Annotated in this window: 27 protein-coding genes, 1 tRNA gene and 1 pseudogene; 7 read left to right on the top strand and 22 right to left on the bottom strand. The window is 74.2% G+C overall.

The annotated features are described in order from the left end of the window. Positions 1-86 precede the first annotated feature (86 nt). On the top strand, positions 87-1,043 hold the full coding sequence (locus O7600_RS23515) for a trypsin-like peptidase domain-containing protein (RefSeq protein ID WP_281590676.1): 957 nt from the start codon (positions 87-89) through the stop codon (positions 1,041-1,043). Between the two features lie 62 nt (positions 1,044-1,105). Here O7600_RS23515 and O7600_RS23510 read toward each other — a convergent pair whose 3' ends face one another. Both O7600_RS23510 and O7600_RS23505 read right to left on the bottom strand, forming a co-directional pair. Next, positions 1,106-2,476 carry a cystathionine beta-synthase gene (locus tag O7600_RS23510; protein ID WP_281590675.1) on the bottom strand — a complete coding sequence of 457 codons (1,371 nt, stop codon included), beginning with the start codon at positions 2,474-2,476 and terminating at the stop codon, positions 1,106-1,108. A gap of 77 nt (positions 2,477-2,553) precedes the next feature. Next, a complete protein-coding gene (locus O7600_RS23505) occupies positions 2,554-2,910 on the bottom strand; it encodes a YkvA family protein (RefSeq protein WP_281590674.1) in 357 nt (118 codons plus the stop codon). A gap of 140 nt (positions 2,911-3,050) precedes the next feature. Between O7600_RS23505 and O7600_RS23500 the strand changes: the two are divergent. From O7600_RS23500 to O7600_RS23485, 4 genes and pseudogenes are all read left to right on the top strand, one after another. Beyond that, positions 3,051-4,135 (top strand): annotated as a pseudogene (locus O7600_RS23500) (SGNH/GDSL hydrolase family protein). Beyond that, positions 4,132-4,947, top strand: coding sequence for an SGNH/GDSL hydrolase family protein (locus tag O7600_RS23495; RefSeq protein ID WP_281590673.1), 816 nt, complete (start codon positions 4,132-4,134; stop codon positions 4,945-4,947). Before O7600_RS23500 ends, O7600_RS23495 begins: the two are co-directional and overlap by 4 nt. A gap of 58 nt (positions 4,948-5,005) precedes the next feature. Beyond that, complete coding sequence (locus tag O7600_RS23490) at positions 5,006-6,268, top strand: acetyl-CoA C-acetyltransferase (RefSeq protein WP_281590672.1); 1,263 nt, start codon at positions 5,006-5,008, stop codon at positions 6,266-6,268. Positions 6,269-6,308: 40 nt separating this feature from the next. Then, positions 6,309-7,793, top strand: coding sequence for a CYTH and CHAD domain-containing protein (locus tag O7600_RS23485; protein WP_281590671.1), 1,485 nt, complete (start codon positions 6,309-6,311; stop codon positions 7,791-7,793). Between the two features lie 299 nt (positions 7,794-8,092). Here the strand turns inward: O7600_RS23485 and O7600_RS23480 are convergent, their stop codons facing one another. The 4 genes from O7600_RS23480 to O7600_RS23465 all read right to left on the bottom strand — a co-directional run bounded on the left by O7600_RS23480 (position 8,093) and on the right by O7600_RS23465 (position 10,346). Further along, positions 8,093-8,413, bottom strand: coding sequence for a hypothetical protein (locus tag O7600_RS23480; RefSeq protein ID WP_281590670.1), 321 nt, complete (start codon positions 8,411-8,413; stop codon positions 8,093-8,095). 27 nt (positions 8,414-8,440) lie between these two features. Continuing rightward, positions 8,441-9,199 carry a Bax inhibitor-1/YccA family protein gene (locus O7600_RS23475; RefSeq protein WP_281590669.1) on the bottom strand — a complete coding sequence of 253 codons (759 nt, stop codon included), beginning with the start codon at positions 9,197-9,199 and terminating at the stop codon, positions 8,441-8,443. Between the two features lie 125 nt (positions 9,200-9,324). Continuing rightward, on the bottom strand, positions 9,325-10,158 hold the full coding sequence (locus tag O7600_RS23470; protein WP_281590668.1) for a Bax inhibitor-1/YccA family protein: 834 nt from the start codon (positions 10,156-10,158) through the stop codon (positions 9,325-9,327). A gap of 107 nt (positions 10,159-10,265) precedes the next feature. After that, a tRNA-Leu gene (locus tag O7600_RS23465) sits at positions 10,266-10,346 on the bottom strand. Between the two features lie 101 nt (positions 10,347-10,447). On the opposite strand from O7600_RS23465, the gene O7600_RS23460 reads away from it, so the two are divergent. Continuing rightward, entirely contained in the window at positions 10,448-12,274 is a 1,827-nt protein-coding gene (locus O7600_RS23460; RefSeq protein WP_281590667.1) for a hypothetical protein, read from the top strand. A gap of 54 nt (positions 12,275-12,328) precedes the next feature. Here the strand turns inward: O7600_RS23460 and O7600_RS23455 are convergent, their stop codons facing one another. The 11 genes from O7600_RS23455 to O7600_RS23405 all read right to left on the bottom strand — a co-directional run bounded on the left by O7600_RS23455 (position 12,329) and on the right by O7600_RS23405 (position 21,199). Then, positions 12,329-13,663, bottom strand: coding sequence for an NAD(P)/FAD-dependent oxidoreductase (locus tag O7600_RS23455; protein WP_091581952.1), 1,335 nt, complete (start codon positions 13,661-13,663; stop codon positions 12,329-12,331). A 102-nt stretch (positions 13,664-13,765) separates the two neighbouring features. Further along, on the bottom strand, positions 13,766-14,329 hold the full coding sequence (locus O7600_RS23450; protein WP_281590666.1) for a hypothetical protein: 564 nt from the start codon (positions 14,327-14,329) through the stop codon (positions 13,766-13,768). Then, a complete protein-coding gene (locus tag O7600_RS23445; protein WP_281590665.1) occupies positions 14,326-15,690 on the bottom strand; it encodes a DUF58 domain-containing protein in 1,365 nt (454 codons plus the stop codon). Before O7600_RS23445 ends, O7600_RS23450 begins: the two co-directional genes overlap by 4 nt. Beyond that, positions 15,690-16,688 (bottom strand): MoxR family ATPase, encoded by a 999-nt coding sequence (locus O7600_RS23440; protein ID WP_281590664.1) that lies wholly within the window; start codon positions 16,686-16,688, stop codon positions 15,690-15,692. Before O7600_RS23440 ends, O7600_RS23445 begins: the two co-directional genes overlap by 1 nt. Beyond that, complete coding sequence (locus O7600_RS23435; RefSeq protein WP_281590663.1) at positions 16,688-17,269, bottom strand: hypothetical protein; 582 nt, start codon at positions 17,267-17,269, stop codon at positions 16,688-16,690. The genes O7600_RS23440 and O7600_RS23435 overlap by 1 nt, the downstream gene beginning before the upstream one ends. Continuing rightward, entirely contained in the window at positions 17,266-17,997 is a 732-nt protein-coding gene (locus tag O7600_RS23430) for a DUF4129 domain-containing protein (RefSeq protein ID WP_281590662.1), read from the bottom strand. Before O7600_RS23430 ends, O7600_RS23435 begins: the two co-directional genes overlap by 4 nt. Positions 17,998-18,017: 20 nt before the next feature. Next, entirely contained in the window at positions 18,018-18,731 is a 714-nt protein-coding gene (locus tag O7600_RS23425) for a uracil-DNA glycosylase (protein ID WP_281594251.1), read from the bottom strand. Positions 18,732-18,750: 19 nt separating this feature from the next. Then, positions 18,751-19,446, bottom strand: coding sequence for a dienelactone hydrolase family protein (locus tag O7600_RS23420; RefSeq protein ID WP_281590661.1), 696 nt, complete (start codon positions 19,444-19,446; stop codon positions 18,751-18,753). A 254-nt stretch (positions 19,447-19,700) separates the two neighbouring features. Next, complete coding sequence (locus O7600_RS23415) at positions 19,701-20,669, bottom strand: hypothetical protein (protein WP_281590660.1); 969 nt, start codon at positions 20,667-20,669, stop codon at positions 19,701-19,703. Further along, positions 20,666-20,998, bottom strand: a complete 333-nt coding sequence (locus O7600_RS23410) for a PadR family transcriptional regulator (RefSeq protein ID WP_091581984.1) — start codon at positions 20,996-20,998, stop codon at positions 20,666-20,668. Before O7600_RS23410 ends, O7600_RS23415 begins: the two co-directional genes overlap by 4 nt. 48 nt (positions 20,999-21,046) lie before the next feature. Further along, positions 21,047-21,199: a hypothetical protein gene (locus tag O7600_RS23405; RefSeq protein ID WP_281590659.1), complete on the bottom strand. Its 153-nt coding sequence runs from the start codon at positions 21,197-21,199 to the stop codon at positions 21,047-21,049. Positions 21,200-21,413: 214 nt separating this feature from the next. Here O7600_RS23405 and O7600_RS23400 point away from each other — a divergent pair, with 214 nt between their 5' ends. Then, positions 21,414-21,602 (top strand): hypothetical protein, encoded by a 189-nt coding sequence (locus tag O7600_RS23400; protein ID WP_205775921.1) that lies wholly within the window; start codon positions 21,414-21,416, stop codon positions 21,600-21,602. A gap of 33 nt (positions 21,603-21,635) precedes the next feature. Here O7600_RS23400 and O7600_RS23395 read toward each other — a convergent pair whose 3' ends face one another. The 5 genes from O7600_RS23395 to eno are packed head-to-tail and all read right to left on the bottom strand — an operon-like array spanning position 21,636 to position 25,644. Beyond that, entirely contained in the window at positions 21,636-22,565 is a 930-nt protein-coding gene (locus O7600_RS23395; protein ID WP_281594250.1) for a Ppx/GppA phosphatase family protein, read from the bottom strand. A gap of 39 nt (positions 22,566-22,604) precedes the next feature. After that, positions 22,605-23,117 carry an amino-acid N-acetyltransferase gene (locus O7600_RS23390; protein ID WP_281590658.1) on the bottom strand — a complete coding sequence of 171 codons (513 nt, stop codon included), beginning with the start codon at positions 23,115-23,117 and terminating at the stop codon, positions 22,605-22,607. A gap of 1 nt (position 23,118) precedes the next feature. Continuing rightward, positions 23,119-23,676 carry a DUF501 domain-containing protein gene (locus O7600_RS23385; RefSeq protein WP_281590657.1) on the bottom strand — a complete coding sequence of 186 codons (558 nt, stop codon included), beginning with the start codon at positions 23,674-23,676 and terminating at the stop codon, positions 23,119-23,121. A 22-nt stretch (positions 23,677-23,698) separates the two neighbouring features. Beyond that, positions 23,699-24,331, bottom strand: coding sequence for a septum formation initiator family protein (locus O7600_RS23380; RefSeq protein ID WP_281590656.1), 633 nt, complete (start codon positions 24,329-24,331; stop codon positions 23,699-23,701). Between the two features lie 29 nt (positions 24,332-24,360). Further along, positions 24,361-25,644 carry a phosphopyruvate hydratase gene (gene eno, locus O7600_RS23375; RefSeq protein ID WP_091582000.1) on the bottom strand — a complete coding sequence of 428 codons (1,284 nt, stop codon included), beginning with the start codon at positions 25,642-25,644 and terminating at the stop codon, positions 24,361-24,363. Positions 25,645-25,818 lie beyond the last annotated feature (174 nt).

Raw genomic sequence — 25,818 nt, 5'->3', positions numbered from 1 at the left:
GAGGAAGGGCCCCCTGTTAACACCGCGCCCGTTCGCTGTCAGCGGAGTCGGGCATGGGCGCCGACGGGTGAGGCGTTGGTGGCGACATGGAGGAGACCGAGGACACCGGGCGGGCGGAGGACGCCGCGCTCGACGCGTACTCCCGGGTGGTGACCGGTGTGGCGGCGCGGGTGCTGCCCGCGGTGGCGGCCCTCTCGGTGCGGACCGCGCGCGGCGCGGGCGCCGGCTCGGCCGTCGTGATCGGGCCGGACGGGCTGCTGCTGACCAGCGCGCACGTCGTGCAGGGCGCGAACGGTGGCGTGGCCGCCTTCGGCGACGGCACCGAGACCCGGTTCCGGGTGGTGGGCGCCGACCCGCTGTCGGACCTGGCCGTGCTGCGCGCCGACGAATCGGGCGTGCCGCCGGTCGAGCTGGGCGACGCCGACCGGCTGCGCATCGGCCAACTGGTGGTCGCGGTCGGCAACCCGATGGGGCTCGCCGGCTCGGTCACCGCCGGGGTGGTCTCCGGGCTGGGCCGGTCGCTGCCCGCGCGGGACGGGCGGCTGGTCCGGTTGATCGAGGACGTCATTCAGACCGACGCCGCGCTCAACCCCGGCAATTCGGGTGGGGCGCTCGCCGACTCCACCGGCCGCGTCGTCGGGGTCAACACCGCGGTCGCCGGGTACGGGCTCGGGCTGGCGGTGCCGGTCAATCCCACCACCCGGCAGATCGTCGCCGACCTGACCGACGCGGGGCGGGTCCGCCGGGCCTGGCTGGGGGTGGCCGGCGCGCCGGTGCCGCTGCCGCCGGAGGTGACCGCGCGTACCGGCCAGCGGCGCGGGCTGCGGGTGGTGGAGGTGGTGCCCGGCAGCCCGGCCGGGGTCGCCGGGATCTACCTCGGTGACGTGATCGTGTCCGCGGGCGGGCGGCCGGTGCAGGACGGGCAGAGCCTGCAACGGCTGATGCTCGGACCGGCCATCGGCGTCCGGCTGCCGGTCACCCTGCTGCGCAAGGGGGCGTACGTGGACGTGGTGGCGGTCCCGACCGAGCTGGGCAGCCGGTGAGGAGTGTTAAGAAGGGCCCCTTCCTCTACGCCAGGCGTTAAGAAGGGGCCCTTCCTTACACCTCAGCGGGCGCCGAGGTGGGCGAGCAGGTCCTGCCGGGTGAGCACGCCCTTCGGCTTGCCGTCGACCAGCACCAGCGCCGCGTCGGCCTTCTCCAGCAGCCCGACCGCCTCGCTGACCGGCTGCCCGCCGCCGATCATCGGCAGCGGCTCGCCCATGTGCCGCTCGATCGTGTCGTGCAGATGGGCCTGGCCGGTGAAGAGCGCGTCGAGCAGGTCCCGCTCGGCGATCGAGCCGGCCACCTCGCCGGTCACCACCGGCGGCTCGGCCTTGAGCACCGGGAGCTGGGAGACGCCGTATTCGCGCATGTAGTCGATGGCGTCGCGGACCGTCTCGGTCGGGTGCACGTGCACCAGCTCGGGCAGGCCGCCCGGCTTGCCGGCGAGCGCGTCGGCCACGGTCGGCTCGGTGCCCGAGTCGTCCAGGAAGCCGTACCGGGCCATCCACCCGTCGTTGAAGATCTTGGACAGGTAGCCCCGGCCGCCGTCCGGCAGCAGCACCACGACCACGTCGTCCGGGCCGGCCTTGCGGGCCACCTCCAGCGCGCCCACCACGGCCATGCCGCAGGAGCCGCCGACCAGCAGACCCTCCTCGCGGGCCAGCCGGCGGGTCATCTCGAAGGACTCCTTGTCCGACACCTCGACGATCTCGTCCGCGATCGAGCGGTCGTACGTCTCCGGCCAGAAGTCCTCGCCGACGCCCTCGACCAGGTAGGGCCGACCGGTGCCGCCGGAGTAGACCGAGCCCTCCGGGTCCGCGCCGACCACCCGGACCCGCCCCTCGGACGCCTCCTTGAGATAGCGGCCGATGCCGGTGATGGTGCCGCCGGTGCCGACACCGGCCACGAAGTGGGTGATCTTCCCCTCGGTCTGCCGCCACAGCTCCGGCCCGGTGGTCTCGTAGTGCGAGCGCGGGTTGGCCGGGTTGCTGTACTGGTTGGGCTTCCACGCGCCGGGGATCTCCCGGGCCAGCCGGTCGGAGACGTTGTAGTAGGAGCGCGGGTCCTCCGGCGCGACGGCGGTCGGGCAGACCACCACCTCGGCGCCGTACGCGCGCAGCACGTCCTGCTTGTCCTGGCTGACCTTGTCCGGGCAGACGAACACGCACCGGTAGCCCCGGAGCTGGGCCACCAGGGCCAGCCCGACACCGGTGTTGCCGCTGGTCGGCTCCACGATCGTGCCGCCCGGCCCGAGGATGCCGGCCTTCTCGGCGTCCTCGACCATGCGCAGCGCGATCCGGTCCTTGACCGATCCGCCCGGGTTGACGTATTCCACCTTCGCCAACACGGTCGCCTGGATGCCCTCGGTGACGTTGCGCAGGCGTACCAGCGGGGTGTTGCCGATCAGCTCGACGACGTTGTCGTAGTACTGCACCTCGTTGTGCCCTTCGTTGCGCCGCCGTCGTTCCGGCGGCCGGTCAGCCGTCAGTTCGCCGCCCAGCGTACGTGCCGTCAGGGCGCCACGTGCCCGGGGACGACGGAGCTGCGACGTGCCTCCCACTCCAGGAACCGTTCGGTCTCGGCGAGCACGCTGCCGGCCAGCCAGGTGACCATCACCGCGTCGTCGGCCAGCCCGAAGATCGCCAGCGGGATCTCCGGCAGCAGGTCGATCGGGGAGACCACGTACGCCGCCGCGCCGGCCATCAGGGCCAGGCGGACGCCGCCGTCGTACTCGCCCCGGGCGGTCGCCCGGATCATCCGCGGCAGCGCCGCCAGCCGGGCGCCCAGTGACGGCCCGCCGCGCGCGCCGGCCGCCAGTGCCCGGGCCAGCGCGGCGAACGCGGCGCTCCGCTTCAACGTCTTCCCCATGTCTCCGCCCCTCTCCGTCCGACCAGGGTGCGACCCCGGGGCAAGCCCGCGTCCGCTTTCCCCGGAGTACCCAGACGGGCACCCGCCCAGCCTCCCGATCACGGGAAGCGGTGGTCGTAGCGGCGCGATACTGTCGGCTCATGGGGGACGCTGGTTCCGTCGCGCCGGTCCGCTGGCAGCGCGCCCGGCAGATCGCCCGCCTCGCGGCGATCGGCACGGGCGCCACGGTGGCGGCCACGGCCGCCACCGGCGGTGTGCTGCTCGGCCAGGCCCGGCAGGCCCGGCGCACCATCCCGATGGCCGAGGCCCCGCCGCCCCGCTGCGACGGCGTCTACGGCGCGAAGCTCCCCGGCCCGCCGGTCACCATGGTCGTCCTCGGCGACTCGTCGGCCGCCGGCTACGGCGTGCACCGCCGCCGGGAGACGCCCGGTTCGCTGCTGGCCACCGGCTTGTCCCGGCGGCTGCACCGCCCGGTCCGGCTGCACCGGTTCGCCGTGGTGGGCGCCCTGTCGGCCGGGCTGAAGCCGCAGGTGGAGTCCGCGCTGGAGGTCGCGCCGGACGTGGCCGTGGTGCTGGTCGGCGGCAACGACGTCACCAACCGCACGCCGCCGGCGTTGGCCGTGCGCTACCTGGTCGACGCGGTCCGCACGTTGCGCGCCGCCGGCTGCGAGGTCGTCGTGGGCACCTGTCCCGACCTCGGCACGATCCGGCCGATCCAGCCGCCGCTGCGGTGGCTGGCCCGGCGCTGGAGCCGCCAGCTCGCCGCCGCCCAGACGGTGGCGGTGGTCGAGGCGGGCGGGCGGACGGTCTCCCTCGGTGACCTGCTGGGGCCGCGGTTCGCCGCCGAGCCCGGCCGGATGTTCGCGTGGGACCGGTTCCACCCCTCCGCCGAGGGCTACGCGGTCGCGGCGGCGGCGCTGCTGCCGACCGTGCTGTCCGCGCTCGGGGCCGTCCCCGAACGCCGCCCTTCGCTCGCCGGCGCGGAAGGCGTACGGTCGCTCCCGGAGGCGGCCCACGAGGCGGCCCGGCACGCCGGCACCGAGGTCAGCGGCGCCCAGCTGCGGGGTCGCGACCGCGGGCCCGGTGGTCGGTGGGCGCAGCTGCGGCGGCGGGCCTTCTTCGGCGTCGGCGCGGTGCCCTCGACCGGCACCGCCGCCGACTCGGCCACGCTGGAGGGAACGGCATGAGCGAGCGCCACGTCGGACACCGGGAGGTGAGGGCATGAGCGGACCGGATCAGACGGCGGCCCGGTGGGGCCGGGCCGCGGCCCTGTCGCTGCTGGCCGGCACGGTCGGCGGCGCGGCGGTCCTCGCCGGCCAGGCGATCGCCGCCCGCACCCGCGAGTACGCCCAGCCCGAGCTGGGGTTGGTGCTGCGCGCCACGGTCGGCCGGGCCGACGCGCCTCCGCTGCGGCTGGTGCTGCTCGGCGACTCGTCGGCGCTCGGCGTGGGGGTCGACCGGTTCGAGGAGACCATCGGCGGTCAGCTCGCCCACCTGCTCGCCGAGGGGCCGACCGGCCGCCGGGTCCACCTGTCCAGCGTCGGGGTCTCCGGGTCCCGCGCCACGGACCTGGCCACCCAGGTGGCCCGGGCCATGCTCGGTGAGCGCCCCGACGTGGCGGTGGTCCTGATCGGCGCGAACGACGCGACCGCGCTGGCCCGCCCGGCCGACGCGGCGGCCTATCTCGGCTCGGCGGTGCGCCGGCTGCGGGAGGCGCACGTCGAGGTCGTGGTGGGCACCTGTCCCGATCTCGGCGCGGTCCGCGCCGTCGCCGCCCCGCTGCGCCAGGTGCTCGCCTGGTCCGGTCGGCGGATGGCCCGCGCCCAGACGTCCGCCGTGCTGGACGCCGGCGGCACCGTGGTCGACCTGGGCACCGAGACCGGCCCGGTGTTCCGGGCCGATGCCGGCACGCTCTGCCGCGACGGCTTCCACCCGTCCGCCGACGGCTACCGGGTCTGGGCGCACGCGCTGCTCCCGGCGGTCGAGGCCGCCGCGGCGGTCGCGTTCCGGCACCACCGTCGCCCGCCGGCGGGGTGACATTTCCCGCCCGCCGCGTGGCTTCCACGGCAAGTTACCCGCGGGTTAACGTTGGTTCATGCCGATTGAGTCGCCCCGCGACGCCGTCATCGTCGCCACCGCCCGGTCCCCCATCGGCCGCGCGTTCAAGGGTTCCCTGCGGGAGGTCCGCCCGGACGACCTCGCCGCCACCATCGTCCAGGCCGCCCTCGACAAGGTCCCGGGGCTCGATCCCACCACCATCGACGACCTCTACCTGGGGTGCGGCCTGCCCGGCGGCGAGCAGGGCTTCAACATGGCCAGGGTGGTGTCCACCCTGCTGGGCCTGGACGGGCTGCCCGGCGCCACGCTGACCCGCTACTGCGCCTCCTCGCTGCAGACCACCCGGATGGCGATGCACGCGATCCGGGCCGGCGAGGGCGACGTGTTCGTCTCCGCCGGTGTGGAGATGGTCTCCCGGTACGCCCGGGGCAACTCCGACACCCTGCCGCCGGAGGCGCAGGCGCTGGTCGGCGGCGGCTGGGAGAACCCGCGCTTCGCCGAGGCGCGCGAGCGGTCGCAGGCCCGCGCCCAGGCCGGCGCCGAGGTGTGGACCGACCCGCGGGACGCCGGCCAGCTGCCGGACATCTACCTCACCATGGGTCAGACCGCGGAGAACCTGGCCCAGGTGTACGACGTGACCCGCGAGGACATGGACGCGTTCGGCGTCCGTAGCCAGAACCTGGCCGAGAAGGCGATCGCGGACGGCTTCTGGGCCCGCGAGATCACCCCGGTCACCACGCCGGACGGCACCGTGGTCGGCACCGACGACGGCCCGCGTCCCGGGGTGACCCTGGAGGCCGTGTCCGGCCTGAAGCCGGTGTTCCGCCCGGACGGTCGGATCACCGCCGGCAACTGCTGCCCGCTGAACGACGGCGCCGCCGCCGTGGTGATCATGAGCGCGGAGCGGGCGTCCGAGTTGGGGCTCACCCCGCTGGCCCGGATCGTCTCCACCGGTGTCACCGCGCTCTCTCCGGAGATCATGGGTCTGGGCCCGGTCGAGGCGTCGAAGCAGGCGCTCCGGCGGGCCGGCATGACCATCGACGACGTCGACCTGGTCGAGATCAACGAGGCGTTCGCCGCCCAGGTGATCCCCTCGTACCGGCAGTTGGGCATCCCGGAGGAGAAGTTGAACGTGATGGGCGGCGCGATCGCCGTCGGCCACCCGTTCGGCATGACCGGCGCCCGGATCACCGGCACCCTGCTCAACGCGCTGGAGTGGCACGACAAGACCATCGGTCTGGAGACCATGTGCGTCGGCGGCGGCCAGGGTATGGCGATGGTGCTCGAACGACTGGGCTGAGTCCGGTTCGCCGGAGGTCGGGCCGGGTACGGGAGGCCGCATGGCGACCGTGGTGGAACGCGAGCGCAAGTACTCCGGCGACCAGGGTTTCCGGCTGCCCGACCTGACCGGGTGCGGTGGCGTCGTGACCATGTCCGACGCCACCGTCTCGGATCTGGACGCGGTCTACTGGGACACCGACGACCTGCGGCTGCTCCGCGGCGGGCACGCGCTGCGGAGGCGTACCGGCGGGCACGACGCCGGCTGGCACCTCAAGGTGGGCGCTGTCGGCGGTGCCCGCGTCGAACACCAGTTCCCGGCCGGGGAGTCCGACGCCGGGCCGCCCGCCGAGCTGGTCGCGCTGATCCGGGGCGCGTCCCGGGGTCGGCCGGTCGCCCCGGCCGCCCGGGTCGTGAACCACCGTCGGGAGCGGCGGCTGCGGGACGTGGACGGTCGGGTGCTGGCCGAGGTGGCCGAGGACGACGTCCGGTCCGAGGACCTGGTGGACGGCACCACGCAGACCTGGCACGAGATCGAGATCGAGCTGGTCGGCGGCGACGACGGGCTGCTCGACGCGGTGGCGGAACGGTTGCGCGCCGCCGGCGCCCGCGAGGTGCCGGTCAGCAAGTCCCACCGCGCCGTCGCCGCGCGGCTCGCACGGTGCGACGACCGCGCGCCCGAGGGCGCGGCGGGGCCGGTCCTCGGGTACGCCCGGGCGCAGCGGGACGCGTTGGTCGGCAACCACGCGGCGGCGTACCAGGGCGACGAGGACGCGGTCCACGACATGCGGGTGGCGGTCCGCCGGCTGCGGGCCACGCTGCGCACGTTCCGCGGCCTCTGGGACCGGCGGGAGAGCGAGGCGGTCCGCGCCGAGCTGCGCTGGCTCGGCGGTGAGCTGGGTCGGGTACGCGACGTCCAGGTGATGGCCGTCCGGCTCGACACGGCGGTGCACGAGCTGCCGGACGATCTGGTGCTCGGCCCGGTCCCCGCGCGCGTCGGCGAGCGCTTCGCCGCCGACCTGGCCCGCTCGACCACCGCGCTGCGGGCGGCCCTGGACTCCGACCGCTACCCCGAGCTGCTTGGCCGGCTGGACCGGCTGGTCGAGACGCCGGCCGGCGAGGTCGACCGCCGCTGGGTGGACCGTCGGATCCGCCGCGCCCTGCGGCGCGCCGACGACCGGCTGGACGCGGCGTCGGCCGTCGCCGGGCCGGCCGGGGACCTCGCGCTGCACGAGGCGCGCAAGGAGTACAAGGCGGCCCGGTACGCGGTCGAGGTCCGCGAACCCGCCGTGGGCAAGCCGGCCGCCCGACTGGTCAAGCGGCTCAAGGCGCTCCAGGACCTGCTCGGCACGCACCAGGACTCGGTGGTGACCCGGGAGGTGCTGCGGCGGCAGGCCCTCCAGGCGTACGCCGAGGGCGAGAACACGTTCACCTACGGTCTGCTGCACGCCCGGCAGGCCGAGGCGGCCGGGCACGACCGGCCGGCGGTGATCCGGGCGCGGGACCGGGCCCGACGGCACAAGGTCCGCCGCTGGCTGCGGGGATGACCGGGGCCGGTGCCGAGCCGGGGCGGGAGGAGGCGCTCCCGCTTCTCGGTGCCTTTCGAGCTGATATCGGAAACGACTCGGTTCGACCGCGGTCCCGACGTCGCGCGGTCCACCGCGCGCGACTCATGCGCCCACCGCGCGCGACTCATGCGCCCACCGCGCGCGACTCATGCGCCCACCTCGGCGCGACGCGTGCTCCCGCCAGGGGCGCAACCCGCGCTGATTCGTTTCTGATATCAGCTCGAAAGGCACTGACCGGCGACCATCCGGCAAGCGCGCCGGGTCACCCGGAACGGCGATCAGAGTGTGGCGCGGGTGCGGGTCACCGCGGCGGCGGCGTCGGCCAGCACGGGCTCCGGTGGGCCGGCCAGGGCCAGGTCGGCGGCGACCACCCGGAGCTGGTCGGGCAGGGCCAGGTCGCTGGGCAGCCGGGGCACGTCGCGGCGCGGCTCGCCGGCGGCGTCGGCGGCCAGGTTGGCGATCTCCTGGACCAGCTTGTGCACCAGGTCGGCGCGGGACACGTTGCCCCCCTCGGCCGGCGCCGACCAGCGCGGCTGCTGCCAGTGCCCGACCTGTCGGACCAGCAGGGCCACCGCCCGGTCCAGCTCCGCTGCGCTCATCGCCGCCGAGTCTACGACGGCTCCAGGTCAGCGACGCACGTAGCTGAGCAGGCGGAGGATCTGCCAGTAGAGGAAGATCAGACCGACCAGCAGCCCGAACGCGCAGTACCAGGCGTAGCGGCGGGGCAGCCGGTTCCGGACGGACCGTTCGACCAGGTCGAAGTCGAGGACGAAGCCGAGCGCGCCCGCGATGATCGCCACCACCGAGAAGACGTACGGCAACCAGCCCACCCGGCCGCTGAGGCTGTAGACCGCCACCCCCTGCCGGCCGGTGAACAGGTACGCGAGCAGATTGACCAGGCCGAGCGCCACGATCCCGACGAGCGTGCCGATGACCAGCCGGGCCAGCCGCGGGGTGGCCCGGATCAGCCGGGCCCGGTAGAGCAGGGCCATGCCGAGGAAGACGCCGAACGTGCCGACCACGGCCTGCGCCACGATGCCCGGGTAGACCAGCTCGAACGCCCGGCTCGCCACCCCGAGCAGCAGTCCCTGGAGCACCGCGTACCCGACGATGAGCGGCGGGTTGGTGATCTGCTTGAGCGAGATGACCAGCACCAGGGCGAGGCTGGCCAGGGCGCTGCCGGCCAGCGCCGCCGAGATCCACGCGGCCTGCGGCACCACGAACCACGCCACCGCCGCGGTGACCCCGGTGAGCAGCAGCAGGCCCACCGTCCGGGCGACCACGTCGGCCACGGTCATCGTGTCGCCGGCGTCGACGCCGAGCACCTGCCGCTCGGTGCGGCCGACGTCGTCCAGCCGGTCGAGCACCGGATTGGCACTGCGCACCGTGGCCCCCTCCCGCCGACGTACCCGGATCCCACTCTGCCCCGGGCTGGCCGGTGGGGACGGGTAAACGGCGACGCCCGCCGCCGCGGGAGCGGCAGGCGGGCGTCGCGGGGAGGACGGGACGGTCAGTCGTCGCCCTGGAAGTAGCTGAGCAGCCGCAGGATCTCGATGTAGAGCCAGACCAGGCCGACCACGATGCCGAACGCGGCGGTCCAGGCGTAACGCTGCGGGAGGCCCATTCGGACCCCCTCCTCGATCTGGGCGAAGTTGAGCACGAAGCTCAACGACGCCACCACGATGCAGACCAGGCTGAACCCGATGGCCAGCGGGCTGCCGTCGCGCAGGTGCGTGTTGACGCCGAACAGCGCCAGCACCAGGTTGACCAGCATCACGCCGAACAGGCCGGCGATGATCGCCACCATGATCCGGGCGAACTTCGGGGTGGCCCGGATGATCCGCGCCTTGTAGATCATCGCCATCAGGAAGAAGACGCCGAAACTGGCCGCCACCGCCTGGAGCACGATGCCGTCGTAGAGCGTCTCGAAGGCCTTGCTGACCATGCCGACGAAGACGCCCTCGACGATCGAGTACGCCACCACGAGCGCCGGGTTGGCCATCCGGGAGAACGAGATGATCAGGCCGAGCACCAGACCGACCACGGCCGCGCCGATCCAGGCCACGCCGACCAGCGCGTCCGGCACGAGCACCCAGGCCGCGGCGGCCGAAGCGCCGAGCATGGCGAGCATGAGGACCGTCTTGACGACCACGTCGTCGAGGGTCATCGGGGTCACGGCGGGCGGTGCCACCGGCTGGCCGTAGCCGCCCGGGTAGGGCTGCTGCGGCGGGTACTGCTGGGGGTATCCGGGCTGACCGTACGGCCCGGGCTGGGCGTACCCGGCCGCCCGCTCACGCTCGGCCGCCTGGCCGAGCCGGGCGAGCACCGGGTTCGAGGTCTTCACTTCTCAGGCCTCCCTCAGAGGTCGATCGCACGTAGACGTGCGTCTCCAGGGTAGACGGGCCGACAACACGGCACGTCGCGCCAAGCTGTGGGAAAGCTGAGAGTTCGTGCCCGGGGCGGGGGTCGAACCCGCACGCCTTGCGGCAGCCGCTTTTAAGGCGGCCGTGTCTGCCGTTCCACCACCCGGGCGGGTGACACCGGCGCGCCGACACGCGCGGTGCAGATCTCACCGTAGCGGCTGCGCCGCCGCCCGGCGTACCCCGGCGGGCCCGGCCGATATGGTCGAGGCCGTGAGCAGCGCCGCCCGCACGGCCCCCGGGCCCGACCGTGACCAGGCGGTCCACCCCGCCCCGGCCGGCGCGGGCCGGGCGACCCGGCTGCGGGCCACCGTCCGGCGGCGCCGGGCGGACCTGGTCGTCGGGTTCCTGTTCGTGGCGCTCGCCGGCTGGCTCACCCACGGCCTGTGGCCGTCGCCCGGCACCCGGATGCTCGCCCTCAACCCGGCCGACCAGACCCTGTACGAGTGGTTCCTGGCGCTCGACGCGCGCGCCCTGCACGGCGAGTTCAGCCTGGTCACCGACCGGTTGAACGCGCCAGACGGGGTGAACCTGATGGCCAACACCTCGGTCGTCGCGCTCGGGGTGCTGCTCGCCCCGGTCACTGTGGCGTTCGGCGCGCCGGTCACGTTCGCCCTGCTGGTCGCCGGGAACATGGCCGGCACCGCGTTCGCCTGGTACCTGCTGCTCACCCGTACGCTGCGGGCCGGCCCGCTCGCCGCCGCGCTCGGCGCGGCCGTCTGCGGCTTCGGCCCGGGCATGGTCTCGCAGAGCAACGGCCACCTGCACATGACCGCGCAGTGGCTGGTCCCGGTGCTGGTCTGGCTGGTGGTCCGGCTGCTGCGCGCCGCCGACCCGTCCGGGCGCCCGGACGGGCCGGACCGGCGGCGGGCGGCCTCCTCCGCGGTCGGGCTGGCCGTCGTGGCCACCGTCCAGGTCTTCGTCGGCGAGGAGGTGCTCTTCCTCACCGCGCTCACCCTGGCGGTCATGGCGGTGGCGTACGGGCTGGCCGACCGGGACCTGCTCCGGCGGGCGCTGCCCACCTTCGCCGGCGGTCTGCTCTGCGCCGGCGGGCTGGCGCTGGTGGTGCTGGCGTACCCGCTCTGGGTGCAGTTCGCCGGGCCGCAGGGCGTCGCGGACGGGATGTTCCCCCCGGCCTACTTCTCCGCCGACCTCACCGGCTGGACCCGGCTCTCCGCGCTGACGGTGTTCGGCAGCCCGGAGGCGGTCCGGCTGACCACCGGGCCGGCCGAGTTCACCACGTTCCTGGGCTGGCCGCTGCTGCTGGTCACCATCGGCTGCGCGGTCTGGCTGGGCCGCCGCGCGCTGGTGGTCGCCGTGGTGGCCGCGGGGCTGGTGGCGGCCGCGCTCGCGCTCGGCCCGGAGGTCGTGGCCGGCGGGGAGCGGACCGGCGTGCCCGGCCCGTACGCGCTGCTGGCCGGCCTGCCGGTGGTGGACGGCGCGCTGCCGATGCGTTTCGCGCTGGTGGTGCTGCCGCTGGTCGGCACCCTGCTGACGCTCGCCGTGCACCGGGCCCGACACGACTCCGGTCCCGCCCGCCGACTGGTCCCGGTCGCGGTCGGCGCCGCCCTGCTCAGCGTCTTCCCCACCCCCCTGCCCACCGTCGACCGGCCGGCGCTGCCCGAGTTCGTCACCGGCGGCCACTGGCGGCAGTGCGTCCGCCCCGGCGGGGTGCTGGTGCCGGTGCCCACGGCCACCCCGAAGGACCCGTGGCCGATGCGCTGGGCCACCGCCACCGACGTCGCCTTCGGCATGCCGGAGGGCTTCTTCATCGGCCCGTACGGCGAGGGCGGCACGGCCACCATGGGCACCTGGAAGCGGCCCACCTCGGCCCTGCTGGCCGACGTGGCCCGGCGCGGCGTGGCGCCGGCGGTCGGTGACCGGCAGCGCCGGCAGGCCGCCCGGGACGTCGAGTCCTGGGGCGCGTCCTGCGTCGCGGTGACCGACGACGCGCCGCACGCGGAACTGCTGCGCCGCACCCTGGAGCAGCTCTTCGGCCCCGGCACCCGGATCACCGACGCGTGGACCTGGCGGTTCTGACCCCGCACACGGCGCAGGGCCCCTCCCGTACGGGAAGGGCCCTGCCGCGAGCGATCAGACGCGCGCCGCGCCGACCGGCGGGGCGGACGCCTCGGCGAACTCCTCGCGCGGGTCGTGCAGCTGGCCCAGCGCGACCACCTCACGCTTGAGGAAGAACGCCAGCGACCAGTCGACCACCACGCGGACCTTGCGGTTGAACGAGGGGATCCGCGACATGTGGTACGTCCGGTGCATGAACCACGCCGGCCACCCGGTCATCTTCACGCCGTAGACCTGCGCCACGCCCTTGTGCAGGCCGAGGCTGGCCACGCTGCCGGCGTGCTTGTGCTTGTAGTCGACCGGCTCGCGCCCGCGGATCACGTTCGCGATGTTGTCGGCCATCCGGGCGGCCTGCCGCACCGCGTGCTGCGCGCTCGGCGAGCAGAAGTTGCCCGGCTCCTTGGTCAGGTCCGGCACCGCGGCGCAGTCACCGGCGCTCCACGCGCCCTCGACCACCCGGTCGCCGTCCACCACCTGCAGCGTCGGCCGGCAGGTGATCCGGCGCCGCTCGTCGCGCGGGAAGTCGGTCGCGTCCAGCATCGGCGACGGCTTCACCCCGGCCGTCCAGACGATGGTGTCGGACGGGAAGCTGTCGCCGTCGGAGAGCTTCACGATGCCGTCGACGCACGACTCCAGCCGGGTGTCCAGCCGGATGTCCATGTTGCGCTTCAGCAGCTGCTGCACCGTGTAGGCGCCCATGTCGCGGTCGACCTCGGGCAGCACCCGGTTGGTGGCCTCGACCAGCACCCAGCGCATCTCCTCGGGCTTCAGCTCCGGGTAGTAGCGCAGCGCGTCGCGGGCCATGTCCTCCATCTCGGCGAGCGCCTCGATGCCGGCGTAGCCACCGCCCACGAAGGTGAACGTCAGCGCGCGGCTGCGGACCGCCGGGTCGGTCGTGGCGGCCGCCACGTCGAGCCGGTCCAGCACGTGGTTGCGCAGGAAGATGGCCTCACCGATGGTCTTGAACCCGATGCCGTTCTCGTGCAGGCCGGGGATCGGCAGGGTGCGGGACACCGAGCCGGGGGCGACCACCACGTGGTCGTACGGGATCTCCCGGGCCGGGCCGCTGATCGGCTGCACCACGGCGGTCATCCGGTCGTGGTCGATCCGGGTGACCGTGCCGGCCACCACGGTGCACTTGCGCAACTCCCGCCGCAACGGCACCACGGCGTGCCGCGGGGAGATGTTGCCCGCCGAAGCCTCCGGGAGGAACGGCTGGTACGTCATGTGCGGCTGGGGGTCGACGACGACGACCTCGGCCTCACGGGAGCTCAGCTTCTTGGACAGGCGCAGAGCGGCGTACAGGCCCACATGCCCGGCACCCACGACAAGGATCCGCTTCGGATTCACGTCATCTATCTTTCCCCGGGGGGCTCCGGTAATCCCGCGCGAGACCCCCATCTGTGACGGAGCACAACCCGTGTGACCTGCGCAACGTTCCGGGGTGTCCCGTCATCTGCGACGCAGCAGCCACCCCAGCAGCGCGCTCAGCCCCACCGCGACCAGCAGCCCCACCACCGTCGCCACCTGCGAGCCACCGGACCCGCCGACCCCGCCGAGCCAGGCCAGCACGATGCCGACCACGGCGCTGGCCAGCACCACGCCGCCGGCCCGGGCCAGCCACCGCAGCACCAGGTCTGGATCGATCAACCCGTCGTAGGGCAGCAGCGCGGCGAGCGCGCAGAGGGTGTGCGCCAGGTAGAGCAGCGTGGCGACCGCCAGCAACCGCCACAGCGCCGGTGGCCGGTCGAAGCCGAGCGTGGCCAGCAGCCAGCCGGCGACCGTCACCAGCGCGGTGAACGTCGGCCAGACCCGCCTCGGCCCGACCGCCGGCAGCACCGCGGCGATGGTCAGCGCCAGCAGCGACCGCGACGTCAGGGCCTGCACCGGGTACGCGAGCAGGAAACCGGCCAGCACGACGAGGAAGATGCCGCCGCGCACCAGCAGCGGCAGCGGGCTGACCCGGGCGGCGGCGTACCGCACCGCCCGCACCCGCTCGATCAGCGCGTCGGTCATGAGAAACCTGCTCTCGGTGCGGTGGCCAGCCGCGCCACGTCCCGCAGTACCTCGTCCAGGCTGCCGGCGCCGGCCCACCGCACCACCGGCACCCCGTGCTCGCGGAGCTGGCCGATCATCGTGTCCCGGTCCAGCCGCCACAGCCGGTACGCCACCTCGGCCCAGCCCCGCTCCTTCGGCACCGGCAGCTGGGTGGGCAGCGTGTCCACCGCCACCACGAACCGCCCGCCCCGGGCCAGCCGGGCCAGCATCTGCGCCGACCGCTCGTCGAGCAGCGGGGTGAGCACCACCACAAGCGCGTCCGAGGAGAGCACCTGCGGCCCGAAGACCTGGTCGTACGGCTCGTGCGGGGAGGAGTCGGCGTGCACGTCGAGCAGCCACTCCAACGCGGTCAGGTACTGCCGCCGCCCGGTGGCCGGGCGCAGCCGCCGGGCGGACGGCCCGTATTCCAGCAACGCCACCCGGTCGCCCCGGTGCAGGTAGTGCTCGGCGATCGCGGCGGCGGCCCGGACCGTGGTGTCGAGCACCGACGCCGCGCCGCCCACCCCACCGGAGCGACCCGCCTCGGCCAGCACGTCCAGCAGCACCACCACCTCGGCGTCCCGGTCCGAGAGGGTGGCCGCGACGTGCAGCTGACGGGCGCGCAGGGACACCCGCCAGTCGACCCGGCGCAGCCGGTCACCGGGCGCGAAGACGCGTACCCCGGCGAGCTCGCCGCCCTCCCCCGGGCGCCGCGACCGGTGCGCGCCGACCAGCCCGGCGGCCCGGGGCATCGCTTCGACCGCGTCGAACGGCTCGGTCCGCGGGTAGACCCGGGCCCGGATCGGGTCGGTGATCACCGCCCGGGACACCAGCAGCCCGTCGGCGGCGGCGACCCGCACCCCGGCCGGGCCGATCGGGTGCCGACCCCAGCGCAGCGCGGTGCCGGTCAGCTCCAGGTCGACCGCGCTGCCCCGGGGCACCGAGGTGACGAACGGACGGCCCGCGCCGCCGGAGTCGCGCACGTCCAGCCCGGCGCCGCCGAAGCCGACCTGCTCCACCCGCAGCCACCGGGACATCCGAGTGCGCACCACCGCGATGTCGTAGCCGACCAGGTCCGAATTGGCCACCGACACGGTGGCGGCCATCGGCCCGCCCTCGACCAGGTGGGTGTCCCCGACGCCCAGCTCCAGCTCCGGCTGCGCGGCCGGGCGGCGGCGCAGCGCGTACGCGGTGCCCAGCGCGAACGGCGTGGCCAGCACCACCAGGTCGATCCGGCCGAGCAGCACACCGGCGACGAGCAGGACGCCGGTGAGCAGCACGGCCCGGCCGAGCGCCCAGGTGGGCGCCCAACCGCTCGCCGGCTCGGCCCGGGCGTCCATCAGCGCCCGGCGGCGTAGCTGGGCAGCGCGCCGCTGGCCGGGGCCGGCGTCGACTCCAGCACCTCACCGACCACGAAGGACGGATCGACCCGGCGCAGCCACATCTCCGGCCGCAGCGTGATCCGGTGAGCCAGCGCGGGCGCGGCCACCGCCTTCACGTCCTCCGGCACCACGTAGTCCCGGTTGGCCAGCACCGCCCGCACCCGGGACAGCAGCAGCAGCGCCAGCGATCCGCGCGGGGACGCGCCGACCAGCACCGACGGGTGGTCCCGGGTGGCCGAGGTGAGCGCCACGATGTACCGGCCGACCGAGTCCTCGACGACCACGTCCTCCAGCGCGGCCTGCATGGCGCGCAGCGTGCCGGCGTCCACCACCGGGGTGATCTCGGCCTCCTCGCGGCGGCGGGCGATCCGTCGGCGCAGCACCTCCCACTCCTCGTCGTGGTTCGGGTAGCCGAACGAGACCCGCAGCAGGAACCGGTCGAGCTGCGCCTCCGGCAGCGGGTAGGTGCCCTCGTACTCGATCGGGTTGGCGGTGGCCAGCACGTGGAACGGCTCGTCCAGCCGGTAGGTCACGCCCTCCACCGACACCTGCTTCTCCTGCATCGCCTCCAGCAGCGCCGACTGGGTCTTCGGCGGCGTCCGGTTGATCTCGTCGGCGAGCAGCAGGTTGGTGAAGACCGGCCCGGCGCGGAAGGAGAAGTCACCGGTGCGCTGGTCGTAGAGGAAGGAGCCGGTGACGTCGGCGGGCAGCAGGTCCGGAGTGAACTGGAGCCGGCGGAAGTCCAGCCCGAGCGCCTGCGCGAAGGAGCGCGCGGTGAGCGTCTTGCCCAGGCCGGGCAGGTCCTCCAGCAGCACGTGACCGCCGGCGAGGATGCCGGCCAGCACCAGCTCCAACGCCTCGCGCTTGCCCACCACGACGGTGCCGACCGCGTCCAGGACGGCCCGGGCGAGCCGGCCCACCTCGGCGGGGGGCATGCTCCGGTCCACGTCGTTCATCAGATCTTCTCCAGTTCGGCGACGATCGCCGCGAGGTCGCGCGGCGTCGGGGGGCGGCGGGCGGGGGTGCCGAGGAACGTCCAGAGCTGCTCGCCCAGCAGCGCGCGGGCCCGCGCCGGGTCGGACTCGCGGGTCACCCCGTGCCGCTGGCGCAGCCGCTCGTCGGCCAGCTCGCCCAGGCGGGGCAGCACCCGCTCGGTGAACCGCTCGCGGTTGCCGCCGCACCAGTCCAACGGACGTTCCCACCCGTTGATGGCGGTACGCAACGCGTCCCGCGAGGACCAGTTCCAGGTGCCCGGTTCCTCCCCGACGGGGGTCCGGACGCCGGCGCGGGGCGGGGGCGGGGGTGAGAGCGCGGCGGTGACCCGGCGTACGGCGAGCACGGCGAGCACCCCCGCGACGATGATCCAGATCGGCACCCGCAGGCCGACGGCGCTCAACGCGACCATGACCACCGCCACGACGGCGGCGGTCACCGCGGCGGTCCGCAGCAGCCAGCGCGCCCGGCCGCCCGAGGGTCGCTCGACCTCCCCGGCGGGCTCGTCGCCGAACGCGAGCAGGTCGTCGATGCTGGTGCTCATGCCGGGACCTCCCCGGCCACCACGCTGGTCAGCTCGCCGCGCAGGCGGCGCAACGCGGCGCGGGCCTGGTCCCGGGTGCGCTCGTCGACCGGGTGGGTGGCATAGCGGGCCTCCCGGTAGACGTGCGCGAATCCGTCCAGCACGTCGGCGCTGGCGATGGCCGGGATGCCCGCCGCCGGGTCACCGCGCAGCAGCCGACCGACCAGGTCGGTGGGGGTGTCCCCGGTGTGCCGCGGCACACCGGCCTCCTCGGCCGCTTCCTCCAGGCGGACCCAGCAGGCGATCACCGCGGTGCGCGGGTCGGTGGACCGGTCGTCCAGTTCGACCAGTCCGGCGTCCAGGGCCGCCATCACCTCGCGGGCGGTGCCCGCGGCGCTCCGTCGGGCCCGTTGCACCGGCACCGCGCGGGTGGTCCGGCGCAGCGCGCCGCCGACTACCGTCCAGAGCACGTACCCGACGACGGCCAGCACGACCGCGGCCAGCAGCACCATCGCGGCGAGGACCAGCCAGTCCGGTATCCCGCCGGAGGTCTGCTCGCCGGCCTGCCGGGGCTCGACCGGGAACGAGGGCGTCTCCGACGGGTACTCCGGCACGTACGGGATGGTGTCCGAGACGGGCGGGATCCGGCTGGCGCCGATGGCCGAGTGCCCGGCGGCGAGCGCGGCGACCGCGAGCAGCGCCGTCACCGCCGCGACCGGCCACCACCGGCGCAGTACGCCGAAGTCCATCCCACCGCCTCAGGTGTTCGTCAGTCCACCCCGGCCAGGTGCTTCGCCCGGGTGAACACGTCGTCGAGCATCGCCGGCGTGAGCCGGCCGGTGAACGTGTTCTGCTGGCTGACGTGATAGCAGCCGAGCAACGTCGGCACCGACTCGCCGGACCAGTGTGCCCCATGGCCGAACGCCGGGCGCGGTGTGGGCGGGCGCTGCCCGTACACGTGCCGCAGCACCGGCCACCACGCGGCCCAGGCGAACGCGCCCAGCGCGACCACCACGCGCACGGTGGGGCGTACCAGGTCGACCTCCCGGTGCAGCCACGGCGCGCACGTGTCCCGCTCGGCCGGGGTGGGCTTGTTGTCCGGTGGGGCGCACCGCACGGCGGCGAAGATGCGGGTGTCGCGGAGCGCGAGGCCGTCGTCGGCGGACACACTGGTCGGTTGGTTGGCCAGCCCGGCCCGGTGCAGCGCGGCGAAGAGCACGTCCCCCGACCGGTCCCCGGTGAAGATCCGCCCGGTGCGGTTGCCGCCGTGCGCGGCCGGCGCCAGGCCGAGGATCGCGATGCGCGCGTCCGGCGGGCCGAAGCCGGGCACCGGCCGTCCCCAGTAGTCCTGGTCGCGGAACGCGGCCCGCTTGACCTGGGCCACCTCCTCCCGCCACGTCACCAGGCGGGGGCAGGCGAAGCAGTCGCTGACCGCGCCGTCGAGGTCGGTCAGGTCGGTCGCCCGCGCGGCGCGGGCGACCACCTCGCCGGGGGTACGCGACTCAGCCAAGCTTCGCCCGGAACAGTTCCAGGGTGCGGGCCCAGGCGGTGGCGGCGGCCCGCTGGTCGAAGTGCTCCGGCCGGTCCTCGTTGAAGAACGCGTGCGCGGTGCCCGGGTAGTCGAACGTCTGGCAGGTCCCCCCGGCGGCCTCGATGGACCGGCGTACGCTCTGCACCCCGTCGGCGGCGGAGAGGCCGTCCGCCTCGGAGCAGTGGATGAGCGCCGCCTTACCGGCGTAGCCGCCCCAGCCGGCGCTGCCGTCGGCCATGCCCTCCCAGGGCAGGCGGGGGTAGAAGCCGGCGGTCGCGACGATGCGCTCGGAGAACGTGCCGGACCACAGGGCCAGGCTGGCGCCCGCGCAGAAGCCGGCGCAGCCCACCTTGCCGGCGACCTCGGGCCGGCCCGCCAGGTATTCGGCGGCGGCCGCGATGTCGCTCGCCGCCTCGTCCATCTGGGTGCTGTTCAGCATCTGCCGCGGCTCGGTCGGCTTGCTGGCCGGGCCGCCGTGCCGGAAGTCGGGCGCGAGGGCGACGAAGCCGGCGTCGGCGAAGCGGTCGACCACGGCCCGCACGTGGGGCACCAGGCCCCACCAGTCCTGGATGACGATGACCGCTGGGCTCGCCGCACCGCCGGAGGGTATCGCGAGATACCCCTCGCTCGTCCCCCCGTTGCCGGTGAAGCTCACCATCTCGCCCATGGGCCCGTCCTCCTAGCGGTCAGTCATCGTTGGCTGGTCGCACAGTTGGGTGTTACGTGCCGGTAGCGTGCCACGCGGTCACCGGCCCGGGGAAGACGGAAGAACAGTGGCATTCACCTCCTGTCGACCCGCCGGACAGGTGAGCCTCGCGGCGGGTGCACGGCGAGACGCCTGTCGAGCTGATGTCGTTGACGACTCAGCTCGACAGGCGCGGATCGGGGATGCCGGGATGGGACCGAACGGCGCGGCCGGCCTCAGCGCGTCGGCGTCGGCGCTCCCGGCGGGCCGGTCGGCGCGGGCGCGGACGGCAGGCCGGTCGCCGCCGGCGCGGGCGTGCCGCCCGCGGTGGGCGCGGGCGGGGCGGGTGACGGCGGTTCCGGCGGCCCGAACGGGGCCAGTTCCGGGCAGTACGGGTAGGCGTTGCGCGGAGCCGGCACGGCGCCGGACGAGTCCAGGCAGTTCGGCCAACCGAGGCGGATCGGCACGCCGTTCTGGTCGAAGAGCTGCGCGTCGCGGATCAGGCGTCCCTGCTGGTCGTAGACGAAGACGTCCTCGATCCGGTCGTACCGGCGATCCACCGCCACCTGCTCGTAGTCGGCGGGGCCGACGCCGCCGGCCCGCTGGTCCACCTCGGCGAGCACGGCGACCGAGAACAACAGCAGCGCGGCGGTGCCCAGGTGGTGCAGCCGTCGCGGCCACCCGGTGAGGCCGGCGGAACGGTGGCCCCACCACACCGACGCGACGACCGCGCCGATGAGCACCAGCAACCCGGCGGAGGTGTTGGTGCCGAGCCGCGGCACCAGGCCGACCTGCCCGTCCGTCATCGCGGCCACGAGCAGGGCGGCCAGCCAGCCGCGTACCAACCACCAGGCCGGGCGTAGCGGGCGCAGGAAGTCGCTCACCGTGTCGTGACCGAGCACCGGGCCGAGCTGGCGGTCGAGCAGGCGCAGCTGGGTGACCGCGTTGTCGCGCGCGGCGGACAGCCGGCGCAGGCGGACCGGTCGCCCGCCCGGCTCCGCGCCCGCCGCGGTCCGCAGCTCCGCCGCGTACGCCTCCGGCGGGCCCAGCCGGTCGACCAGGGCGCCCTCGCCCTCGGCGGCGACCTCGGCCAGGTGCTCCGGAAGGTCCTCGGTCAACTCGTCCCGCCGAGCCGGCGGCAGGTCGGCGAGCGCGGCCCGCACCCGGTCGACGTAGTCCGTGATCTCCTGCCCAGTGACGGTCATGCCGCCATCCCCCGATCGTCGAGCAGTGCGTCCATGGTGGTGGCGAACGAGCGCCAAGTCTTGCCGGAGCGGGTGAGCTGGTCCCGCCCCGAAGCGTTCAACGAGTAGTACTTGCGGTGCGGTCCGGACTCGCTCGGCACCACGTACGTGGTCAGCAGGCCGGCCGCGAAGAGGCGGCGCAGCGTGCCGTAGACCGAGGCGTCGCCGACCTCGGTCAGGCCCGCCTCGCGCAGCCGGCGCAGGATGTCGTAGCCGTACCCGTCCTCGTCCTTGAGGACGGCGAGCACCGCCAGGTCGAGCACGCCCTTGAGGAGCTGCGTGGTATCCACGCTCCGCACACTAGTGCGCATTGCGTACTACCGTCAACGGCACAGCACCTACAGGCGGGCGGTCCACCCGATGAAACGCTCGAACAGGTCGGCCGGATTCGGGTTGGCGCGCAGCAGGTCGGCGGTGGCATCGAACAGGCAGCCCGCCATGTGGATCGACAGGGCGACGCGGTCACGCCGATAGTCGAGGAGCAGCAACAACCGCGCCGGCTGGCACGGCCAGGGTGCCGCGCACGCCCGGCACAACCACAGGGGCCGCATGGGTACGTGCGGCAGCACGGCCCGCCGGCCGCGATCGGGTACGGGAGAACAGTTCCTCGCGGTCATCCCCCGATGGTGTCGCCTACTGTTGTCGCTGTCAACAGCCTGCGTAGTTGTCGCTGTCTGCCGACAGCAACGCTGCCATCGTCAACCTGTGGAGCTGGTGGGCGTGTCGGAGATCCGGGCGATGCTCGGCAACGTGTCGCGTCAGCGCGCGTCAGTGATCGCCAACCAACGGAACTTCCCGGAGCCGATCGCAGTGCTGGCGATGGGCAAGGTCTGGCGGAAGTCGGACGTCGAAAAGTGGATCAAGGAACACCGCCCCGATCTGGCGACGGACTGACGCCGACCCTCGCCGTTGACCAAGGAGTTGGCGCTAGGCGAGGCTCCAGGCGATGCCGTCGAGGATGTCGTGCTCGGAGGCGACCACCGAGGGCATCCCGGCCCGCTCCATGATCACCCGCAGCACCAGCGCGCCCGCGCCGATCACGTCCGCCCGCCCCGGGTGCATCACCGGGTACGCCAGCCGCTGCTCGCTGCTCTTGCCGAGCAGGTCGGCGGTCACCTCGGCCACCTGCTCGTACGAGACCCGGGCGTGGTGGATGCGGCTGGGGTCGTACTCCCGGAGCCCTTGCGCCAGGGCGACCACTGTGGTGACCGAACCGGCGAGCCCGACCAGCGTGGCGGCCTCGCGGCCGGGCACGGCGGCGAGCGCGCGGTCGACGGCGGCGGCGATGTCGGCCTCGGCGGCGGCGATCTGCGCCGCGGCCGGCGGGTCGCCGTGCAGGTGGCGTTCGGTCATCCGGACGCAGCCGATGTCCACCGAGATCGCGCCGCGCACACCGTCGGCGCGGGTGCCGACGACGAACTCGGTCGAGCCGCCGCCGATGTCGACCACCAGGTACGGCGGTTCGGCCTCGGCGGGCAGTCCGCGCACCGCGCCGGTGAACGACAGCCGCGCCTCCCCGTCGCCGGTCACCACCTCGGGCGGTACGCCGAGCGTGCGCTCCACCATGGCGCGGAAGTCGGCGGCGTTGGAGGCGTCGCGGGAGGCCGAGGTGGCGCACATGCGTACCCGCTCGGCGCCGGACTTCTCGATCTCCGCCGCGTAGTCGGCGAGCGCGACGCGGGTCCGCTCGATCGCCTCCGGGGCGAGCATGCCGGTCTGGTCGACGCCCTGCCCCAGCCGGACGATCTCCATCCGCCGGCTGACGTCGGCAAGCGGCGCGGAGTCCCCGGCCGATGCCTCGGGCAGGTCGGCGATCAGCAGTCGGATCGAGTTGGTCCCGCAGTCGATGGCGGCCACACGCGCACTCACGGCGCCCACCCTACGGCAGCCTGCCGGTCAGAGGCGGAGGAGCATGCGGCTGTTGCCGAGGGTGTTGGGCTTGACCCGTTCCAGGTCCAGGAACTCCGCCACGCCCTCGTCGTAGGAGCGGAGCAACTGCTCGTAGACCGGCTGCGGGACGGGCGCGCCGTCGATCTCGCGGAAGCCGAACGAGCCGAAGAAGCCGGTCTCGAAGGTGAGCACGAAGATCCGCGCGACCCCGACCTCCCGCGCCGCGTCGATCAGCTCGCCGACGATTCGGTGCCCGATCCGGTGACCCCGGCACGACGGGTCGACCGCCACCGTCCGGATCTCGGCCAGGTCCTCCCACATCACGTGCAGCGCGCCGCACCCCACCACCGTGCCGTCTCCGGTGACCGCCACCCGGAACTCCTGCACGTCCTCGTAGAGCGTCACGGTGGCCTTGCTGAGCAGCCGCCGGTCGTCGGTGTAGGTGTCGACCAGCCGGCGGATGCCGCGTACGTCACCGGTGCGGGCCCGGCGGACCACGACCTCGTCGACGGTGCTCATCTCACTCCGCCGCGGGCGCGTCCACGCACGGGCCGGCGGCCCACCACTTCTCCACCAGCGTCAGCGTCTCGTCGCCGAACGGGTTCACCCCCGGGCCGGCGCCCAGCGCGTGGCCCAGGTGCACGTGCAGGCACTTCACCCGTCCCGGCATGCCGCCGGCCGAGATGCCGGCGATCTCCGGCACCGCACCGATCGCCTCCCGGCGGGTCAGGTAGTCCTCGTGCGCCGCCCGGTACCGCGCCGCCAGCTCCGGGTCCTCGGCGAGCCGCTCGGCCATCTCCTTCATCAGCCCGGCCGACTCCAGCCGGCTGCACGCCGCCGTGGCGCGCGGGCAGGTCAGGTAGAACAGCGTCGGGAACGGCGTGCCGTCGGCCAGCCGGGGCGTCGTCTCCACCACGTCGGGCAGGCCGCACGGGCACCGGTGGGCCACCGCCCGGGTGCCGCGCGGCCGGCGTCCGAGCTGCGCGGCCACCGCGGCCAGGTCGGCCTCGGTGGCTGGCTGACGTTCCGGCAGGGGTACGGAGTCCGCCGCCGGCTCCAGCGGTGGTTCGACGCTCACAACAGGACCTCTCGTGTGGTGCTCACTTGTCGGGGCGCTCGGCGTTGGCCGCCTGCACGCTCGACCACAGGGTGTCGTACCAGGGGTCGGGCGGCTTGGGCGCCCCCGCCTTCGCGCCCTTGCCGGCGTCCTTGGCGGCGCCGTCCGGGTCGGAGAGCACCACCAGCAGCGTCTCGCCGGGCTTGCCCATGAAGAAGCGCTCCCGGGCCTGCGTCTTGACGTACTCCGGGTCCTTCCACTTGGCCGCCTCGGCGGTGAGCCGCTCGATCTCGGCCCGCTGCGCGGCCTGCGCGGCTTCCATCCGCTCGATGTCGGCCTGCTGGTCCAGATAGACCCGGACCGGGTAGGTGTATGCCAGGGCGAGCGCGATCAGCACCGCGAACAGCACGGTGGCGCGCCCGGTGAAGCGCCGGGGTTGGGGTGCGGTGAGCCGCTTGACCGCGCCACCGGCCGCGGTACGCCGGGCCGCGGCCGGGCGGCTCGCGGAGCGTACGCCGTCGGTGGCGCGGGCCGTGCCGGGTGACCGGCCGGCGGCCCGCTGCTCGGCGCGGACGCCGTCACGGGCCGTGGACCGGACCCGGGCACCGCCCGCCCGGCCGGCCTGACCCGGCCGACGGGCGGGGCGCTGGCCACCCGGTGTGCGGCGCTGCTGCATCGTCACACCCCTCCCCCGGAGCGTCGGCCTCAGGCCGAACGGTAACGCGGGAACGCGCCGGCGCCGGCGTACCGCGCCGCGTCCGCCAACTCCTCCTCGATCCGGAGCAGCTGGTTGTACTTGGCCACCCGGTCGGAGCGGGCCGGCGCGCCGGTCTTGATCTGCCCGCAGCCGGTGGCGACCGCCAGGTCGGCGATGGTGGTGTCCTCGGTCTCGCCGGAACGGTGGCTCATCATGCACCGGAAGCCGGCCCGGTGGGCCAGGTCCACGGCGTCCAGCGTCTCGGTGAGCGAGCCGATCTGGTTGACCTTGACCAGCACCGCGTTGGCGGCCTGCTCGGCGATGCCCCGGGCGATGCGCTGCGGGTTGGTCACGAACAGGTCGTCACCGACGATCTGGATCCGGTCGCCCAGCGCGGCGGTCAGGGTGGCCCAGCCGCTCCAGTCGTCCTCGGCCAGCGGGTCCTCGATGGACACGATCGGGTAGTCGCCGGCCAGCTTGGTGTAGTAGTTGCTCATCTCCTCGGCGCTCTTGGCGCTGCCCTCGAACGTGTAGCTGCCGTTGTCGAAGAACTCGGTGGCGGCCACGTCGAGCGCGAAGACGATGTCGGTGCCGAGCCGGTAGCCGGCCTTCTCGACCGCCTCGGCGATCAGGTCCAGCGCGGCGGCGTTGGTGGGCAGGTTCGGGGCGAAGCCGCCCTCGTCGCCGAGCCCGGTCGACAGGTCCTTCTTCTTCAGCACCGTCTTCAGCGCGTGGTAGACCTCGGCGCCGGAGCGCAGCGCGTCCCGGAACGTCGGCGCGCCGATCGGCGCGATCATGAACTCCTGGATGTCGACGTTCGAGTCGGCGTGCGCGCCACCGTTGAGGATGTTCATCATCGGCACCGGGAGCAGGTGCGCGTTCGGGCCGCCCAGGTAGCGGAAGAGGCTCAGCTCGGCGCTGCCGGCGGCGGCCTTCGCCACGGCCAGGGAGACGCCGAGGATGGCGTTGGCGCCCAGCTCGCCCTTGTTGTCCGAGCCGTCGATGTCGATCATCTTCTGGTCGATCAGCCGCTGCTCACTGGCCTCGTAGCCGATGAGCTGGTCGACGATCCGGTCCTCGATGTTGGCGACGGCCTTCTCGACGCCCTTGCCCAGGTAGCGGTCCTTGTCACCGTCGCGCAGCTCGACCGCCTCGAAGGCGCCGGTGGAGGCGCCGGACGGCACCGCGGCGCGGGCGATCGTGCCGTCGTCGAGCCCGACCTCGACCTCGACCGTCGGGTTGCCCCGCGAGTCCAGGATCTCCCGGGCGACGATTCCCTCGATGGTTGCCACTGAGTCGCTCCTCGTTTGTGTGGTTCCGGTCCGGTATGGGCCGCGACGGTGCGGCTGAGGCAGGTGTTGAACGCAGCGTATCGGTCCCCGCCCTCCCGTACGCCGCTCGGGGCGGACCCCACGGCGCCCGCCGAGACGGACATTCCCGGATTACCGGGCGTCAACCGGCAACGG

This window comes from Micromonospora sp. WMMA1998 (assembly GCF_027497375.1).
GTDB classification, from domain to species: domain Bacteria; phylum Actinomycetota; class Actinomycetes; order Mycobacteriales; family Micromonosporaceae; genus Micromonospora; species Micromonospora sediminicola.
Note: the sequence above shows the minus strand (reverse complement) of the source record. Positions and strands in the feature narration are given on the sequence as shown.